Source organism: Candidatus Diapherotrites archaeon (assembly GCA_030688545.1).
Taxonomy (GTDB): domain Archaea; phylum Iainarchaeota; class Iainarchaeia; order Iainarchaeales; family VGJJ01; genus VGJJ01.
Genome location: JAUYHT010000002.1, coordinates 401973 through 418565 on the forward strand (window position 1 = coordinate 401973; position 16593 = coordinate 418565).

General features: G+C 47.7%; 21 protein-coding genes and 1 tRNA gene. 17 read left to right on the top strand and 5 right to left on the bottom strand.

All coding sequences use genetic code 11. The features are described from left to right. Positions 1–50 precede the first annotated feature (50 nt). The 8 genes from Q8P05_02730 (at position 51) to Q8P05_02765 (ending at position 7024) form a co-directional block, all read left to right on the top strand. Positions 51–461 (top strand): translation initiation factor IF-2 subunit beta, encoded by a 411-nt coding sequence (locus Q8P05_02730; protein MDP2666389.1) that lies wholly within the window; start codon positions 51–53, stop codon positions 459–461. A gap of 4 nt (positions 462–465) precedes the next feature. After that, entirely contained in the window at positions 466–771 is a 306-nt protein-coding gene (locus Q8P05_02735; GenBank protein MDP2666390.1) for a DUF424 family protein, read from the top strand. Positions 772–804: 33 nt separating this feature from the next. Then, positions 805–1125, top strand: coding sequence for a translation initiation factor eIF-1A (eif1A, locus tag Q8P05_02740; GenBank protein ID MDP2666391.1), 321 nt, complete (start codon positions 805–807; stop codon positions 1123–1125). Between the two features lie 43 nt (positions 1126–1168). Beyond that, positions 1169–1948: a serine protein kinase RIO gene (locus tag Q8P05_02745; protein ID MDP2666392.1), complete on the top strand. Its 780-nt coding sequence runs from the start codon at positions 1169–1171 to the stop codon at positions 1946–1948. Between the two features lie 179 nt (positions 1949–2127). Next, positions 2128–2658, top strand: a complete 531-nt coding sequence (locus Q8P05_02750) for a KH domain-containing protein (GenBank protein ID MDP2666393.1) — start codon at positions 2128–2130, stop codon at positions 2656–2658. An 11-nt stretch (positions 2659–2669) separates the two neighbouring features. After that, positions 2670–4373, top strand: a complete 1704-nt coding sequence (gene top6B / locus Q8P05_02755) for a DNA topoisomerase VI subunit B (protein MDP2666394.1) — start codon at positions 2670–2672, stop codon at positions 4371–4373. Continuing rightward, positions 4373–5476 carry a DNA topoisomerase IV subunit A gene (locus tag Q8P05_02760; GenBank protein MDP2666395.1) on the top strand — a complete coding sequence of 368 codons (1104 nt, stop codon included), beginning with the start codon at positions 4373–4375 and terminating at the stop codon, positions 5474–5476. Before top6B ends, Q8P05_02760 begins: the two co-directional genes overlap by 1 nt. 177 nt (positions 5477–5653) lie before the next feature. Then, positions 5654–7024, top strand: coding sequence for a CoA-binding protein (locus Q8P05_02765; GenBank protein MDP2666396.1), 1371 nt, complete (start codon positions 5654–5656; stop codon positions 7022–7024). 5 nt (positions 7025–7029) lie between these two features. Here the strand turns inward: Q8P05_02765 and Q8P05_02770 are convergent, their stop codons facing one another. The 3 genes from Q8P05_02770 to Q8P05_02780 form a co-directional block, all read right to left on the bottom strand. Next, a complete protein-coding gene (locus Q8P05_02770; protein ID MDP2666397.1) occupies positions 7030–8358 on the bottom strand; it encodes a DNA repair exonuclease in 1329 nt (442 codons plus the stop codon). A gap of 139 nt (positions 8359–8497) precedes the next feature. Continuing rightward, entirely contained in the window at positions 8498–9241 is a 744-nt protein-coding gene (locus Q8P05_02775) for a methyltransferase domain-containing protein (GenBank protein ID MDP2666398.1), read from the bottom strand. A 45-nt stretch (positions 9242–9286) separates the two neighbouring features. Continuing rightward, positions 9287–9970, bottom strand: coding sequence for an HAD family hydrolase (locus tag Q8P05_02780; protein ID MDP2666399.1), 684 nt, complete (start codon positions 9968–9970; stop codon positions 9287–9289). 126 nt (positions 9971–10096) lie between these two features. Between Q8P05_02780 and Q8P05_02785 the strand changes: the two genes are divergently transcribed. Next, positions 10097–10167 (top strand) — tRNA-Cys (locus Q8P05_02785). Between the two features lie 226 nt (positions 10168–10393). Then, positions 10394–11677, top strand: a complete 1284-nt coding sequence (locus Q8P05_02790) for a tyrosine-type recombinase/integrase (protein MDP2666400.1) — start codon at positions 10394–10396, stop codon at positions 11675–11677. Here Q8P05_02790 and Q8P05_02795 read toward each other — a convergent pair. Both Q8P05_02795 and Q8P05_02800 read right to left on the bottom strand, forming a co-directional pair. Then, the gene (locus tag Q8P05_02795; protein ID MDP2666401.1) at positions 11668–11967 is read right to left on the bottom strand and encodes a hypothetical protein; all 300 of its coding nucleotides are present in this window, start codon (positions 11965–11967) and stop codon (positions 11668–11670) included. The two genes, Q8P05_02790 and Q8P05_02795, sit on opposite strands and share 10 nt — an antisense overlap. Before the next feature lie 243 nt (positions 11968–12210). Next, positions 12211–12837, bottom strand: coding sequence for a hypothetical protein (locus Q8P05_02800; protein ID MDP2666402.1), 627 nt, complete (start codon positions 12835–12837; stop codon positions 12211–12213). A gap of 210 nt (positions 12838–13047) precedes the next feature. On the opposite strand from Q8P05_02800, the gene Q8P05_02805 reads away from it, so the two are divergent. From Q8P05_02805 to Q8P05_02835, 7 genes are all read left to right on the top strand, one after another. Continuing rightward, complete coding sequence (locus Q8P05_02805; GenBank protein ID MDP2666403.1) at positions 13048–13197, top strand: hypothetical protein; 150 nt, start codon at positions 13048–13050, stop codon at positions 13195–13197. A gap of 314 nt (positions 13198–13511) precedes the next feature. Then, positions 13512–13682 (top strand): hypothetical protein, encoded by a 171-nt coding sequence (locus tag Q8P05_02810; GenBank protein MDP2666404.1) that lies wholly within the window; start codon positions 13512–13514, stop codon positions 13680–13682. A 1-nt stretch (position 13683) separates the two neighbouring features. Further along, positions 13684–14037 carry a hypothetical protein gene (locus Q8P05_02815; GenBank protein MDP2666405.1) on the top strand — a complete coding sequence of 118 codons (354 nt, stop codon included), beginning with the start codon at positions 13684–13686 and terminating at the stop codon, positions 14035–14037. 97 nt (positions 14038–14134) lie between these two features. Then, positions 14135–14770, top strand: a complete 636-nt coding sequence (locus Q8P05_02820) for a hypothetical protein (protein ID MDP2666406.1) — start codon at positions 14135–14137, stop codon at positions 14768–14770. Between the two features lie 202 nt (positions 14771–14972). After that, a complete protein-coding gene (locus tag Q8P05_02825; protein MDP2666407.1) occupies positions 14973–15191 on the top strand; it encodes a hypothetical protein in 219 nt (72 codons plus the stop codon). Then, positions 15184–15711 carry a hypothetical protein gene (locus Q8P05_02830; protein ID MDP2666408.1) on the top strand — a complete coding sequence of 176 codons (528 nt, stop codon included), beginning with the start codon at positions 15184–15186 and terminating at the stop codon, positions 15709–15711. Before Q8P05_02825 ends, Q8P05_02830 begins: the two co-directional genes overlap by 8 nt. After that, positions 15674–16593: phage terminase large subunit (locus tag Q8P05_02835; GenBank protein ID MDP2666409.1), on the top strand; the 920-nt coding region annotated here is incomplete at its 3' end. The genes Q8P05_02830 and Q8P05_02835, both read left to right, overlap by 38 nt.

The following is a 16593-nucleotide window of genomic DNA, read 5'->3' on the forward strand; positions in this document are numbered from 1 at the left end:
GCGCGGAAAACGGGCTGGCATTTTAAAAGGGTTTTTCGGGGGAATGGGGTATGGACCCTTATGGAAAACTATTAGACCGCATGTACGCCAATCTCCCCAAACGGGACGCGGGGACGGAGCGGTTCGAATTCCCACGGGTGGAGAGTTTTATCCAGGGACCTAAAACGTACGTGAAGAATTTTCTCCAGCTACTTAAAATCATGCGACGCGAGGACCCGCGGGACATATTGAAATTCCTCACCAAAGAGAGCGCCTCGCCCGCTCAGGTGGAGGGGGATCGGTTGGTGTTCTCCGGAAAATTCGGGGAGAAACAGATTAATGGGTGGTTCAAGCGGTTTCTGGATGAATTTGTTTTGTGCAAAGTGTGTGGGAAACCCGACACGCACTATGTTGAACATAATGGCGTGCGCCAATTGAAATGTGAAGCATGTGGGGCCATCTCACCCATTCGACGGGGATGATGGAGTGGGAAGAAAAGAATTCGCCATGAAGGAACATGTGTCCCCGGAGGGAAGCGTGCTCGGAGTGGCGGATATCGAGCTTGTTGGAAAAGTATTCACGGAAGGAAAATTCCGCCTCCATGTGAGTGAACGGTTTTATTTTGGAGAAAAAGTGGATAAACACGAATTGGTGGAAAAAGTGAACGCATTCTCAAACATCAACCTCGTGGGGGATCGATGCTTGCGGGTGGTGAAAGAATTAGGATGGGTGGGGGAAAAGGGTATTTTGCGCATCGCGGGAGTACCCCATGCACATGTCTATAAACTGTAAGTCAGAGAATATGAAGGAAAGGAGAACCAACCCATGAGACCACGGCCAGCCAATACGACCCCTGAAGGGGAAGTCCGTTTGAGGTTGCCGTATCGAGAACACGGGGAAATGTTTGCCATCGTCATGAAACTTCACGGGGGCGACCAGATCATGGCATCCTGCGAGGATGGAAAAGATAGGATGTGCCGCATCCCGGGAAAACTCAAGAAAAAGGTCTGGATGCGGGAAGGGGATGTCATCATCATCCGGCTCTGGGACTTCCAACCCATCAAGGCGGATGTCGTCTGGCGGTTTTTACCCATCCAGACCGAAAAGCTCCGGCGCCTGGGGCATCTTGAGAAGCTTCCGGTGTGAGGAAAAAAGGTTTAAGGGGCGACCATCACCATTGGATGATATGATGGATAAGCATCGCCGGAAAGCGTTCCATATCTTCAAATTATTCTCGGAAGAGCGCCTGGAAAAGACATTCGCCAAGGTGTTTGATCAGAACACCATCCACGTGCTGCACACCCTCGCCTCTCAAGGGCATATCGATCATGTCGAGTTCACCATTTCCACGGGAAAAGAAGCCCACGTATTCCGAGCTGTAGATAAAGGGGGGAATTACCGGGCGGTCAAGATATACAAGATTGAAACCAGCGACTTCAATAATATGCAGGATTATTTACGATTCGATAAACGATTCGCCAACGTGAAGAATGAGAAGCGGAGCATCGTGTTTGCATGGACGCAAAAGGAGTTCTCGTCCCTACGAAAGTTGCGTGAGGCCGGGGTGAATGTCCCCATGCCCCTGGTGGCTAAGGATAATGTGCTAGTGATGGAATTCATAGGGACAGATGGGGGAGCGAGCCCGATGCTAAAGGATGCACGCATAAGGGACCTGGAAAAATTTTACAAAGGACTGGTGGGGAACATCGCCAAGATGCTCGCGGCAAAAATGATTCACGGGGACTTGAGCGACTACAATATTCTCGTGAAAGACGACATACCCATCATTATTGATTGTGGCCAAACCTTCCCAACCACCCACCCGAACGCCAAACACTTTTATGAACGGGACCTCAAGAACCTACTGAAAGTAATCCATCGGTTGGGAAAGAAGGATTTGACGTATGACGAATTCTATGGGGATGTGAAACGGGAGAAGGAAAAACTTTCAGGGTGGGGGAAGGGGTAAGTGAATGGGCAATTATGTATAAATATACTACGTACGCTCCGTGACTTTGTAAAGATCCAACCGGAAAAAAACCGCTCATTTGACTTATTATTTTGCTGGTCCCGGACACAATGCTTATAGCCATTTAGCCCTTATTCTTCCTATAGCGCCCGGAAAAGACGCTCTGATCCCCCCCTCCCATGCTCGATGAATTCATGATCCCCAAGGAACGGATCGCCGTCCTTATCGGCCCTAATGGGCAAACCAAGAAAGAAATCGAGCAGCGCACCCACTGCCGAATGGGAATAGACAGCAAATCCGGGGACATTTCAATCGAAGGGGAGGACGCCTCCCACGTCCTCACCGCGGGAAACGTGGTCAAGGCTATTGGACGCGGTTTTTCCCCCCCGCATGCCTTCCGCCTATTCGAGGAAGACCATTACTTCGAGATCATCTACCTTCCTGATTTGCTAGGGAAAGACTGGAAAACCCTCCAATCCAAAAAGGGCCGCATCATTGGGAAAGAAGGGATCATCCGAAAGAAGATCGAACAGGACACCCACACCCTCATCTCGGTGTATGGGAAGACCATTTCCATCATCGGGAAACCCGATGCCCTAGCCCGAGCCGTGCAGGCTGTTACGATGCTGGTCAAAGGAGCGGAGCACGCCACTGTATTAAATTACTTACGCCAATCACTCACAGCGCCCGAGGAGTTCGAATTCAGGTGAAACCCAAAATTATGCCCGACGAAAAAACACTGACCCGAATCGCCAATCCCACCGCGGATGACCTGGCGAAGGAATTCCGCGAGCATTCCGTGGCGGAATTCTTCAAGAAGAACAAGCAAATGCTCGGGTTAAGTGGCAAGACGAAAGCACTCACCACCATCATTCATGAATACATCACCAACTCCCTGGACGCGTGCGAGAATGCCAACATCCTGCCTGAAATCGAGGTTCATATCAAGGAGCTGGAGGCCGAACACTATGAGGTTACGGTGGCCGACAACGGCCCTGGGTTGACACGCGAAACAGTGGGAAAAGCATTCGGCCAATTGCTCGCAGGAACCAAATTCCATCGCCTCATGCAGATGCGTGGACAACAAGGGATAGGCGCCAGCGGCGCCACCATGCTCTCCCAGATGACGACAGGAAAAGAGATCCATGTCATCACCGGAAATGATAAGGAAGTTATTTCCTGCGACCTGTCCATCGACGCCAAATACAACCAACCCAAAGTCCACAACATCAAGATTCTTACTCGAAAATTCCGCGGCACCATCGTGAAGGCGGAATTCAAGGAAATGAAATACGTAAACAACGAACAAGGCCCCCTCGAATACGTGCGACGCACCGCCATTGCCAACCCCCACGCCAAACTAACCTTTACCGACCCATCCGGACAAACCATCGCATTCGAACGCACCGCCAAAACCATTCCTGACAAACCAGAGGAAGTCAAGCCCCACCCTCGCGGGGTGACAGTGGACGAACTGCTCAACCTCGCCAAATACACCCAAGCCAGACGCACCAATAGCTTTCTCAAAATCGAATTAGATAGAATGGGGGATACCGCAGTCAAAGAAGTGGGGGAAAAGGTATCTTTCGACCTGAACAAGGACCCCCACGCCCTTTCATGGAGGGAGATCGAGGAAATGGTGAAAGCATTCAAAGACATTACCTTCATCGCCCCCCGCACCGATGCCTTACGCCCTATCGGGGAAGAGCAGATCAAGAGAAGCCTCCAAACGATTGTGGAGCCTGAATTTTTGTCCGTGGTGACACGGAAACCCCAAGTGTCAGAGGGCGGATATCCTTTCCAGGTGGAAGTTTCAGTCTGTTATGGGGGTAAGGCCGGCCGCCGGGTGGGGGATGAGATGCGCATCGAGATCATGCGCTTTGCCAACCGCGCCCCGCTCCTGTTCGACACGGGGGGTTGTGGCATCACGGAGGCGGTGAAAACCGTGGAGTGGAAACGCTATGGCATCAGAGACTCGGAAACCGCTCCCCTAACGGTATTCGTGAACCTCATTTCCGTCCACATCCCCTACACGGGAGCGGGGAAGCAAGCCATTTCCAACGACGAAGAGATCGTGGAAGAAATCCGATTGGCCCTCATGGAATCGGGACGGAAGACTGCCCGCTATATCATCAGCAAAGAACACGAACGCCTCAAACAAGAGAAGAAACGCATCTACATGAAATACGCCATCGAAGTGGCCATCGGATTAGGAGAACTCATAGAAAAAGATCCCAAACCCATCGAGCACAAACTATTGGAAACCGTCGCCAAACGCCTGAAACTGGATGAACAACAAGAAAAGAAGATGGAAGCCCAGACCGATGAGGATTTAGAAAAGGAACTGGAACGCTTGAACAAAGAAGATAAGAAAAAAGGCAAGGCGAAGAAGCCGGCCGAAAATGAGGAAGGCGGTGAGGAATAATGGTCGACACCAAGACAAAAGACAAGGAAGTCATCAAGAAACTCGAGGGATTGGGTGAACAAGTCTATAAGCAGATCAACCAAGGCGCCAATCCCACGGTGGCACTGCCCGTGCGCTCCCTCGGAAATATTTTCTTCGACCAGAAATCCCGCACCATCAAATTGGGAGACAAGATGTCCGAACGCCAATTCCTCAACATCGCCCACACCCGGAAATTCATGCAGACCATGCTCGTGGCGAACGAAATCAAGAAAGTCATCCATGAAAACGCGACTGTTTCCATCCGTGACCTCTATTACGCGCTCAAGCACACCATCGAAGGAACTAATGAAAATACTTTCGAGAATCAGGATGAGAGCGATCCTCTGATCGAGGACCTGGAAGCCTCGCTCAACCTGCTCCGCGAAGAGTTGCATCTTGCGGCCTCCGCCAAGGGCATCATCTCCGGGCCCATGGTCGTGAAGGATGGTAACGATACAATAGACCTCACGCGAATGGGGAGTGGAGGATGGAGCGTCCCATCTAATGTGGAGGAGGACCGCATTGAGATCAAGAAGATGGAGGCGGATTATGTCCTGTTCATTGAAAAGGACGCCGTGTGGCGGCGCTTCAACGAAGATAAGTTCTGGAAGAAAAACAACTGCATCATCATCACCGGAAGAGGGCAAGCGGCTCGGGGGGAAAGAAGACTCGTCCAGCGCCTCAACAAGGAACACAAACTCCCCATCTACGCGCTCATGGATGCCGACCCGTGGGGGATGTACATCTATTCTGTGATAAAACAGGGAAGCATCTCCCTCTCCTACTCGGAAGAAAAGCTCGCCACCCCAGATACCAAATACATCGGCCTGACGGTGGGGGATGTGGAGACATTCAAAATCCCAAAAGAAGTCACTATCAAGCTGAACCAATTGGACATTAAGCGGTTGAATGAATTACAATCGTATGAATGGTTCAAGCACAAGAAATGGCAGGCCGAATTCGACTTGATGAAGCAGAAAAACATCAAGATGGAACTCGAGGCCCTCTCCAAGAAAGGCATCCGCTTCATCACCGAAACGTATTTGCCTCAGAAAATCAAGGAAGAAGACTTTTTGCCGTGATCCGCCGTGGAAAATGGTTCTGATTTCCAGATCTCTTTGGACGAAAAGCCTAGGTTACAAGGGACAAGGACTGAAAGCCATTTTTGAATTATATTCCCAAAAAAAAATCTTTTGGTCCAACCACTTCTAAAATGTTCAAATAACAACCTTTTTAATCGCGGATTTCTTGCAAAATGCATGCCCCCTGCACTGGAATCCGCTTTTTCCGCCAGACGCATCGCGGTCATTGGCGCTTCCCGGAACCCGGGTAAAATAGGGTATGTGGTGCTCGAGAATTTTGTTAAGGGCGGATTCTCTGGGAAGATTTTCCCCGTTAATCCCCACGCGGAGAAAATCCTGGACCTGAAAACCTATTCCTCTATATTGAAGGTCCCTGGACGCGTGGATTTGGCGATCATTACCGTCCCCGCCGCACTCGTACCAAAAGTATTAGAAGAATGCGGCCGGAAGAAAGCGGGGAGTATTGTCATCATTTCTGCCGGTTTTTCTGAAATAGGAAATATGGAACTGACCACGCAGGTAGAAAAGGTGATGGAAAAGTACCCCCGCATGCCGGTCATCGGACCCAACTGCTTGGGGATTTTGGATACGCGCTCACACGTGGACACGCTGTTCCTCCCCCGCTACCGATTAGGAAGACCTAAACCCGGGGTCATCTCATTCATCTCCCAATCCGGGGCACTGGGAAGCGCCGTGCTGGATTGGGCGGGAAACAAGGAGTATGGCATCAACAAATTCGTTTCCTATGGAAACGCCATGGACGTGGATGAGGCGGAGCTCATCGAATATTTGGCGCAGGACGACACTACGAAAGTCATATGCGTCTATTTGGAAGGCGTCCGAAATGGGAAGAAATTCTTCCATACGGCCCAAAAACTTTCAAAGAAAAAACCTGTGATCGTCATCAAAGGAGGGATGAGCGTGGCGGGAGGAAAAGCCACGGCGTCGCACACCGGGAGCCTTGCAGGGAGTGGAAAAGTATTTGAGGCCGTGGTGGACCAGACAGGGTTGATTCCCGCACGGACGATGCAGGAAGTGTTTGATTTTGCCCGCACGATTGCCAGTGAACCTCTTCCCAAGGGGAACCGGGTCCAAATAATTACCAATGGGGGTGGGTATGGGGTGTTGGCCACGGATGCCCTGGAAGACACTGGACTGGCCCTCGCAACCATGCGGGAAAAGAATCGAAAACCCATCATCGCCGTGTCTCCCTCCTACGCGGTAATACGGAATCCCATGGACCTGACGGGAGACGCGGACAACCACCGCTTTCTTGTTGCGGTGGAGAACACGCTCAACGATCCTAATGTGGACAGCCTCATCCTCATCATGCTCTTCCAGGTCCCCACCCTCGATTCGGACATCATCGAGGGGTTGAGTGAACTATTGACCAAGCGTAAAAAACCGGTGCTCCTGCTCAGCGCGGGAGGAGAATTTGCCCAGATGCATATGAAACTATTGGAAAAAGAAGGCGTGAACACATTTGATGATCCCCATCAGGCGGCCCGGGCCCTGCAAGCGCTGACCAGATATGCCGAGAAAAAATAAGCTGTTCAGGATAACCGCTGTTGCGGCTCCACTATTTTTGAAGGAAGAATAGGAGCGTTTCCTGGATCTGGCGCCTGGATAAGTTCCCCTTGTTCCAATTGCGCGACAATCCGCTCGAGGTTCTGCTTGTCCTCCAGGAGTTCGAACAACGTCTTCACGTCCATTCTGTCCTTGGCATTGGTCTGGTTCACGTTCTGCTCCAACAGTCCTAATCCCATTTGAGCGATGCTGCGCTTGGACGCATGCAAAGCGCGCAACTCCTCCACCTTGAAAACGAAAGGGGAGCCATTAAACCGCTTCGCGGGGGAGAAAAGGGCTTTCCCGGAGAATTCGAGCAGCACCTTCCCCAGATCCACATCTGCCTGGGAATAGCCTTTAGCCAGGGTGCCCTTCAATTTGATTCTGTATAAGGGCAACAACCCCACGTGGGACGTCAGGTCTTTGGAAATTATCTCCCGGCAACGCTTTAGGATATTCTCGGGCCGGGCATCCTTGAACTTAAGGCAATGATAATAGAGTTTTCGCTGTTCGGGGAGGCGATGAAAAACCAATTCCCGGGTGCGGGTGTCATAGAGGTACCATCCCTTCTCCTTCTGCCCCTCCAACCGTTTCATTTGAGTAAACACCGTGGATCCTGGAATGATCAAGCGTTTCCCCCCCCATTCCGTGAGGGAGGTCCAATGCAAATGCCCGTTAACGAGAAGATCGAAGCCCGAGGGAAGATCTTCCAATCCGATGGTGGCGACCATATCATCCTTGGAAGGAAGGAATTCCTTGATGGACTGGTGGAGGACGAGGAGATTGGGCATGCCCGCTTTTGGTTGGGGGTTATATAGTTTCAGGGCTTCAAGGGCGCGCTTCTCGGGAATACCTGGCATACCATGAATGGCCACTTTTTCTGTTTCCCCACCAGGACCTTTTTTTTCCACCTCCACATGGGACGCGTGCAAACACACAAGGAAATTTCCGGTGTGCAACACATGCAACGCATTCGTGAGTCCCTTGGCACGGTATTCGTGCGTGCCCGCGATGGCGATGACGGGAATTCCCTGGAAAGAAAAAGCATTGGCATCCCCCTCCCGGGGAAAATGGGTGATGGAAATATTTTCAGGGGAAGGGGCCCGCTGGAGAATTCTGAAAAGGGTGAAACACTCATCCCATACCTCCTGCTCGGGAATCTTGTGGTCGAAAAGGTCCCCGGGGTGAAGGATCACATCCGGCTTCTCTTGGATGATGCCCTCCACGGCCTGCCTGAAACCCGCGAACGCATCCTCCCCCCGGGAGGTTCCGCGGGCATACCCCAAATGGGTGTCGGAAACGATGGCGATGCGCATGGAAAGAATAGGACTCAAAACCATTTAAGAGTTGACCTAGGAGATTGGCTATATGGGGATTTAAGTGTGAAATAGGATACGCCAGAATCTTAACTTGCCAATACTGGCAGACGCACCCCTCCTGCGAAAGACGAGCAGACTACTTCTTTCCTCGGATGAAACAAAACGTAAGAGTAGATTCAATTTCATTTTGATCCGAATGAAATGTCATTTTGTATTTCTCGCGATACCATTCAGGTAGATTCATGCAAATGGAAATAATCTCGTCTTTTTGTTTTGCGGATGCCTGTTTTGATTCACAAAAACCGCTCAGCCATTTTTTGTGCAGCTTTCCGACACGCTGCTCGGTAACAATTATTCCGAATTGCTCGAATAAAGCACGTATCAGTTCATGGGACGGGAAAAGAGGATGGTGAGGCTCAGTCACACGAACGATACTAGCAACAAATTCACGCTCGTTTTCGAATACAGCCCCCTCGATTACAAGCATTTTTCCACCAGTTTTCAATACGCGATGCATCTCACGAAAAGCCTTATCGGGATTGACAAAATTTTGTAAAAGATTTCGACAGAGTACAAGATCAAATGATTTATCTAAAAATGGAAGATTTTCCCCATCTCCAACAACCAATTTGAACGATGGATGTGTCCTTTTGCATTCTGCTATCATTTCCTTTGAAATATCAACCCCCGTTAAATTTTTTATTTTAAGAAAATTCTCAAAATCTCCCTTTCCGATTCCAACGTCCAATGCAACTTCGTCTCCTGAAATATTTGCAAACTCAATAAGTTCAGTGTTGAATTCAATGTTTTTAACCCAAACTTTGCTATCCCACGTCTTCGCAATTCGATCATAGGTGCGCTGAGTTTCCTCTTTTATCATAAACAATAAATGGCTAAATGCTATAAAAAAGATCAGGATAGATGGTTAGTACCCTTTCCCGTGGGCGCGAGTAATATACCGGTTTTCGACCAGCCAGGGGGGAAGGTCTTTTACACTGGGAATGAGATGCTGAGGGTTCAAGCCGTGTTTGGTGAACATGGCTTTCGAATGGAAACCGGAGAGCACCCCGCAGAAATCGATGTTGTTTCCCCGCGCCGCGAAATAATCCACCGTGAGATCCCCCACATATAGTACTTCGTGCTTCCGAATCCTCTCTTTCTTCAATTCGAACAGCACCTCATCGAAAACCCGCGCGTCGGGCTTCTTGAAGCGCGTGCTCTGCTCGCCGAAAACGAAGAGGAAATTTTTGGGGTTCAACGCGGTATGAGAAATGCGTTCCCACAATTGGTCCGTGGGCTTGTTGGAAAGAATGGCCGTTTCAATGTGGTGCTCGCGGAGAAAATTAAGCGTATCCAAGGCGCCCGGGATGAGGGGATAACGGGTTCCCTTCCTAATCTCATGGTATTTGGCAATGAAGGCGTTCACGTCGTAATGGGGAAATAATGCCACCACCATCGTGTGCCAGGGCTTTCCCCAATACCGGAGGAACATGTTGAAAGAGGGCTTGGGCAGCCCTAACGCACGGGCGGTGCGGCAGTGGTTCTGGAAGGATACCATCCCGCTTTTTACCAGCGTATCGTCGAAATCGAATATGACCGCCTTGAGCATGCTCCAGGCAGGTACAAGGGCATTAAAACCCTTTTCGGGATAAATTCCCTTGAAATAGGCCTACCGCGGGATTGACGAAAGGAAATCCATCAAGGTGGGCCGTCGCCCTCAAGGGGCGAAACCCTTGCGGGGGTGGCAGAACGGTTATGCGCCGGCCTGCAGAGCCGGAAAACCGAGTTCAACTCTCGGCCCCCGCTTAGGGTTCCACGTTAAAACGCGGTGAAAATAGTCGAAAACCGCGCTTCAACTGGGAATCAGAATAACGGTCCCCGCTTCGAGTTACGAGTTAAAGTGCGGTAAAATAAAGTAAGAACACCGCACTTCAACACGGAATTCAAATAGCGGCTCCCGCTTGGGTCTTCGCGTTGAAGCGCGCACCAACTGGATTTAAAGAACTTGGAAAAGCCAAGGTGCGTGATCCACATGGAAGACCATTTGTACAAGCGTCCACATAGTTTCGAGCTGCTTCGATCTCGAATTTGGCCAGATGAATTCCCATACAATGGGGCCAGTTACCGAGAACGACGTGTATATACTTTGACACCCGCGAATCGGCTACTCCTTCGCCGCTATCTTGTCAATCTGGAAAACCAGAACTATGGACTTAACCGCAAGTACCGTCTCATCGAGATTATGGCAGTTTTAGGAGAAATGTTTTGTAGAGACTTCGAGTCCGCAACGAAAGATGACATACAAGGCCAAGAAGGGTTAGTGTCCAAGATTATGCACAAATGGACCAATGACACTACAAAAGAGATGTATATCCAAGGCCTAAAACAATTTTACAAATGGTTCGGACAAACCACGGAGTACCCTGAAGTAGTGAAAGGAATTAAATTTCAAAAAAAGAAAGGAAAGAAGTTGCTCGATATTCCAACCGAGGAAAAAATAGCCGAATTAATTCAAGCTGCTGGAAATCCGATGCACAAGGCAATGATTTCAACTATCTATAGTTCAGCTGGAAGAATAGGTGAAATCGCACGGCTGCAAGTCAAGGATGTAATATTCCAGGATGATGAAGCAGTGATCCATATTCTGCATAGTAAAACAGAGGAGCGGCAGGTTCTGCTCGTAGACTCAACCGTTCAACTTCTTCGCGAAGCATTACTCTATCATCCCCATCGGGACAAAGAAGACTTTCAAGATAGACTACTTTTTGTAAGCGTGGCACCATCTTCATATGGTAAGCCGTTTGGATATGCGGCTATTGTAAAAATACTTAAGCAATGTGCTGAGAAAGTCCGCATCAAAGGATTGCATCCTCATTTGTTACGCCATGCGAGAGCCACCCATTTAATTCAACGAGGACTAAATGAAATGCAGCTGAAGGTAGTTCTGGGCCATTCTTATTCCAGTCGCGCAACGGCAGTTTATCTCCACCTTAGTGGAAAAGATACCTATGATGCAATTCGAACAGTAAATGGAAAAAAGAGAATCACAGAAGAAAAACAAAATCCATTACTTGGAAAAAAATGCGATATCTGTGCAACCAACAATACCTTCGAAGACAAAGTGTGTCGAAAATGTCAGCGGCCTCTTGGCGTCCTGGAGAGAATGGAATACAAAGATCAAATGAAAACATTGCAGGAACATATTTTGCAAATGGAGCAGCTAAATAATGAAAGAATGAGCAAGATGGAGAAAGCATACGATATGTTGCTTCAGGCCATTCTAAAACAAAGGGAGGCAACGATCCATCAGGTGTAATCGCTATAGCAACGGTATGAAGAATTACATCCTTTGAGGATGGTACAACTGTATTCATCCCCATTCTTGCATGCAATATCACAGGCCGGAATTATCTTTCGGTCTTCGCAAAAGAAAACACATTCATTTACATCGTTTTTTTCCACACAATTATTGTACTTTCTTTCAACATATCCACCGCTCCAGACAGCTAAAATAATGAAAAGTAGAACCACCCCAATCGCAGCCCACCACATCCATGAAAGCGAGTGGAGTTTCTTTTTCTGCAGGTCTTTTTTATCTTGAGCCATAATCTCAACCTATAGATTGAGAATTAACCGTCAATCCGTTAAAACCTTTACGGCGGACTGACCTCCCTCCTCCTAAAGCTTCTTTATTACAAGTAGTATCAGGTATCGCTTTGGTCAGGTTAACCTCGGGGGTTGGTATGAAGTGCGCACTATCGCCAGCGGTACAGGAGTGGATCAGGACTGCAATAGAAATGGGATGGGCTGATCCACATGACTCAATCAGCGATCCATATTCAAATGACTCTATAATTTCACGCCGGGATAAGAATTATCGGGAAGTTTATTCGTTAAGTTTGGTCCGCCAAAAACAACAGATGAAAGAATTTCATTGATAGAGGATAAGTTTTGAATTTCCCTTTCGATTTTTTTTACGACATCTTCGAGTTTTGTTTTCCCTTCAGCTGCTTGAACTCGAAATGATTCACGCAAAGTTTGGCGTGTTTTGTAATTCATTATAAGGTTGGTCGAGAATGACAAAAATGCGCGTTCCAAATTTTCAACTCGAAGTTTTGGTAGTTGTTTTTCAATGTACCAATCAAATTCGTTTGTAAAAGATTTGTTGGACAAAAATTGATCCTTATCTTTTTCTTTAAGTGGCCGATTAGCATCAACCCATTTTAAGTAAAAGCTCAAAATTCCCCTCATATTTGGTGTGTATTTTTTTATTCGTTTATCTTCTTCTCGGGACTCAATGACAATAAGATCTTCGTCTCCGAGTATTTTTACATAGACCCAAACATTTTGTTCTTTTTCTGAAATAGCCTCCGTAATCTGCGCAACGCTGTCTTTTCCTTCGATAATTTTTTGGAGTGTGCGAAAAATAACTGTCGAAGTTAGTGGATAGTATGTTTGATTGGATTCACTTGGCATCGATAGCAATGAATAAGTCAAGGCTTTAAACTACCTATTGTTTTTCCCGCGAAAAAATGAATTATGTTCGTTGAAATATCGACGACGGCGGAATGGCCCCCCTCTCTGAACGCCCATTTAAACTCAAATACATTATGCTCTGCATAAGGTGATTTGTGTGTATACTTACCCAGTGCATACCAAAGCAACAGCAGAGAGGGAGGAAGATCAGTGAGTGTTATTCTCTCTCCAGAGGTCGCTGAGAGCCTATTGCTCGCATACGAAGCGGGCGGGTGGAGACCAAAGACCCCTGAGGAAGAATCGCTTCTTGACCAAGCCAAAAGACAATCGGAGGCAAATCGCGTGCAAATAAAAATGTGACCAAAGGGGAAAGCCCTTCCCCTTCAGCCGATTTGAGTCGCTCGTTCCAAAACAATACAACCCAAGGTGAAATCGATGAAGGATTCAACCAATAAAAAACCCATTCACGAGATAACCGTCCTTTCCTGGAAAAACAGACAATCTACAAGATTGCCAATACCAACCCGATTTTTACGAAAAAATTTCCCAGAGCTCGGGCGCCAATCTCAGAAAGGAATTCTCATTGCTTCTCGAACTTCTGATGGGAAGCCTGAAATTCGTTTTGTTTGCACGGAGGCGACTGTCTGCCAATAGCAGGTCGAAAATGATTCCTCATGCGACGAATATTCCGAAAAAATCCGCTCATGGACTTAATGGCAAAACAAGATCCAGAAGGATTCAGGGAAGCAGTTCAAAAAGCCGCCGCTGAAGTCGCGAAAGAATTCCAAGAACATAATGCAAAACTGAAAGCAAAAGCCGAAGAACAGCGAGAAGGGGGTGTATGAAGTGACCAACCCTAAAGATATTCAATACTATTCAGCAATGGAAAAAGAGCTGCGACACTCCCAAGTTGAGAAAGCATACAAACTACTTGAGCATGACTGCATCGAATACGATCATGTTCGAAAACGATTCATCTGCAAACCAATTAGGGGATACAATTCCACCACTTACATTTTCGAACGTATTCCAAAAAAGATTCCTATCGGGGAAAGCTCGATTTCTCACGAGTGTAACTGTCAAGGGTATCAAACCAAAAAACGGAAAGGAGAAACGCCGTTTTGCAGCCATCTCTTAGCGCTTCATTACTGGTTTAACCAGCGAAACAAATCGAAAGGCTGGGGGAAGTACCGCCAATGAACCCAGGCATTACATGCTACGATTGCAACGGGACTGGAATGAACCCCTTCTCTACTCGTCCAGAGAATTGCCCAACGTGCAAGGGAACGGGACTACTATGAATGACCCCCGCCATTCCGGAAGAAACTTCTTAGATTGTGGAGAAGGAAAAAGAATAGAGGACACACTATTCACGAAGCAGAAACTTCTTACATTATCCAATGAAGTGAATAGTGAAGGCGACTCCCACAATGGAAGAAGAAACTTACTGAATTGTAGCGAAGTAGATATTCAAACATTGGAAAAGCTCTTACAGTATCCCCGAAAAAAAGCTGCACAACTCCGCAAAATCAGGGAGTTATGTCTGGCTAACGAACGATTGTTTCTCAACGTACTGCAAAAGGAATTGGATATTCCATCGAAAAATTGGATATGTGGACTCATGCGTGAAGCAGCTCACGTGTTTGGCTTTCACTATTATCCAGGAAATAAAAGCTTCCAAACCAACATCATGCGCATCGCGCCCCAAGATAGAGTAGGACATTCGGTCGTAGAAGTCTACGAGTCCTTTTCCTATCACGGAGCAGGGGATACGCGCACGCTTCAATCCGTAAAAAATCAATTCCAATTATCGGACGAAGAGTTAGTCTCATTCGTTCAGCGAATCCAAAACGTTTCAGTTGGAGGATATCATCTTCGTCTGACCGGAAAATTGAACCAAAAATTGACTGAAAGGAGACTCTACAAAGCATGATGTACCCATTCCGATGCACCAGCAAAAGTTGCAATATCATTGTCTTCATATCATCCTTGACCCCGCTCATACCAATGTGCCCATCCTGCCAAATGCACCCCATTGAATCAATATACTTAGTCGAGTGTGCCAAAACGGAAGAAATGAAAACAGAAATTTCTCCAGACAGATCTGTGACTCAACCAATGGAGGCTATCACTCCATGAAAACCAAAACACAAATAATCACCAAAACAGGAGGGACAATCAATTGGACAAACGAGGAGACATTAGAAATATCCTATGAAAAAGTTGAAACGATTCTCTCAGCGGCGATAAATCACTCCACTAAAATGGTGGTCATTCCCGCTCCTGGAAAAAAAGTCTGGATCCCCCTCGAACACATTGCCAGCATTTGGGTAGAGGAGACAAACGATGCGTAACACTCTCAAAGAAATACCCGGCGGAACCATACGGGGCGAAACAAGCATGGCATACGCCGCCTTCCAAAAATACCGCGATATGGAAGAGAGGTCACTCCGCCAACTGGCACAAACCCTATCAGAAAAGGAAGGGGGCAATACCGGGGCAAAACAGGGGCAGTTAGAGGTATGGAGCACACGATACAAATGGGTTAAACGCTGCCAAGAATGGGATGAATACCAAGACGCCATCCTCCGTCAAACCCACCTCAAGGAAATAGCACAGATGTCTAAACGCCAGGCCGAAGCGGCAAAGAGACTCCAAGAAAAGGGCTTACAAAAGATTGAGAAAACAAAGCCAGCAAAAATGAGCTTCGGAGATGCAACCCGCGCAGTGGTAGAGGGGGCAAAACTGGAACGATTGGCTCGCGGAGAATCCCAGTCCATTCAAGATAATCGAGTGGAGGTCGTTTTTACTATTGAAGAAGAGGGAGGTAAAACAGATGCTCACGACGACCCGTCCGAAAAAGATAACGATTAACTATCGACCCCTCCCAAAGCAAAAAGCATTTCATCAAGCACAAAACAAATTTACTGGATACATTGGCGGTTTGGGGTCTGGCAAAACCTATGCGGGAGCCATGAAAGCTATCAGCTTCATGCTGTCTCACCAGGGTTCACAAGGTATGATTGCAGCCCCCAATTATCCTATGCTGCGAAAGTCGACCATGCCAACCTTTTTCGAAATTCTGCCCCCAGAGCTCATCAAGAACTATCACAAAACATACCATGAATTAGAACTCATCAATGGTGCCAAAACCTTTTTTGTCTCCACGGAAAAACCTGACCACTTGCGCGGACCAAATCTTTCCTGGTGGTGGTACGACGAAGCATCAAGTGGATCACGAACATCATTCGATGTCTTAGTCGGCCGACTTCGTGTGGGGAAAGCAAAGGCATGGGTAACGGGGACTCCAAAAGGATTCAACTGGGTCTACGAACGTTTTGCCGATCCAATAAAAAAACTCCAAGACACTTTTCTTATTGCAAGCTCTTCCAGAGAAAACACCTACTTGCCTTCTGATTACGTTCCAATGTTGGAAAGAACCTACACCGGAGCGTTTGCAAAACAAGAAATTGAAGGAGAGTTCGTGGGATTTGAAGGATTAGTATATCCCGACTTCTCCTACGAGGCCCATTGCCGCCCGGAATTTCCAATCGAAAAACGAGGACTGCCCGCCTACGTGGGAGTGGATTTTGGATACACCAATCCCAGCGCCCTAATCCTCGTTACTGTCGACTCGGACGACCGCATATGGATCTGGGAAGAATTTTATCAATCGGGAGTATTTGTCGAAGAGTTGATTAAGCAGATTAAAACGTGGCAGTCTCAAGGATTCAATATTCATTCATGCTTTTGTGA

What these genes read in the sequence shown, in the direction of transcription:
- Q8P05_02765 (MDP2666396.1), top strand. Translation starts at nt 5,654, where the DNA reads ATGCCCCCTGCACTGGAATCCGCTTTTTCCGCCAGACGCATCGCGGTC.
- Q8P05_02745 (MDP2666392.1), top strand. Translation starts at nt 1,169, where the DNA reads ATGGATAAGCATCGCCGGAAAGCGTTCCATATCTTCAAATTATTCTCG.
- Q8P05_02820 (MDP2666406.1), top strand. Translation starts at nt 14,135, where the DNA reads ATGAATGACCCCCGCCATTCCGGAAGAAACTTCTTAGATTGTGGAGAA.
- Q8P05_02795 (MDP2666401.1), bottom strand. Translation starts at nt 11,967, where the DNA reads ATGGCTCAAGATAAAAAAGACCTGCAGAAAAAGAAACTCCACTCGCTT.
- Q8P05_02800 (MDP2666402.1), bottom strand. Translation starts at nt 12,837, where the DNA reads ATGCCAAGTGAATCCAATCAAACATACTATCCACTAACTTCGACAGTT.
- top6B (MDP2666394.1), top strand. Translation starts at nt 2,670, where the DNA reads ATGCCCGACGAAAAAACACTGACCCGAATCGCCAATCCCACCGCGGAT.
- Q8P05_02790 (MDP2666400.1), top strand. Translation starts at nt 10,394, where the DNA reads ATGGAAGACCATTTGTACAAGCGTCCACATAGTTTCGAGCTGCTTCGA.
- Q8P05_02750 (MDP2666393.1), top strand. Translation starts at nt 2,128, where the DNA reads ATGCTCGATGAATTCATGATCCCCAAGGAACGGATCGCCGTCCTTATC.
- Q8P05_02770 (MDP2666397.1), bottom strand. Translation starts at nt 8,358, where the DNA reads ATGCGCATCGCCATCGTTTCCGACACCCATTTGGGGTATGCCCGCGGA.
- Q8P05_02780 (MDP2666399.1), bottom strand. Translation starts at nt 9,970, where the DNA reads ATGCTCAAGGCGGTCATATTCGATTTCGACGATACGCTGGTAAAAAGC.
- eif1A (MDP2666391.1), top strand. Translation starts at nt 805, where the DNA reads ATGAGACCACGGCCAGCCAATACGACCCCTGAAGGGGAAGTCCGTTTG.
- Q8P05_02730 (MDP2666389.1), top strand. Translation starts at nt 51, where the DNA reads ATGGACCCTTATGGAAAACTATTAGACCGCATGTACGCCAATCTCCCC.
- Q8P05_02830 (MDP2666408.1), top strand. Translation starts at nt 15,184, where the DNA reads ATGCGTAACACTCTCAAAGAAATACCCGGCGGAACCATACGGGGCGAA.
- Q8P05_02825 (MDP2666407.1), top strand. Translation starts at nt 14,973, where the DNA reads ATGAAAACCAAAACACAAATAATCACCAAAACAGGAGGGACAATCAAT.
- Q8P05_02810 (MDP2666404.1), top strand. Translation starts at nt 13,512, where the DNA reads ATGCGACGAATATTCCGAAAAAATCCGCTCATGGACTTAATGGCAAAA.
- Q8P05_02775 (MDP2666398.1), bottom strand. Translation starts at nt 9,241, where the DNA reads ATGATAAAAGAGGAAACTCAGCGCACCTATGATCGAATTGCGAAGACG.
- Q8P05_02760 (MDP2666395.1), top strand. Translation starts at nt 4,373, where the DNA reads ATGGTCGACACCAAGACAAAAGACAAGGAAGTCATCAAGAAACTCGAG.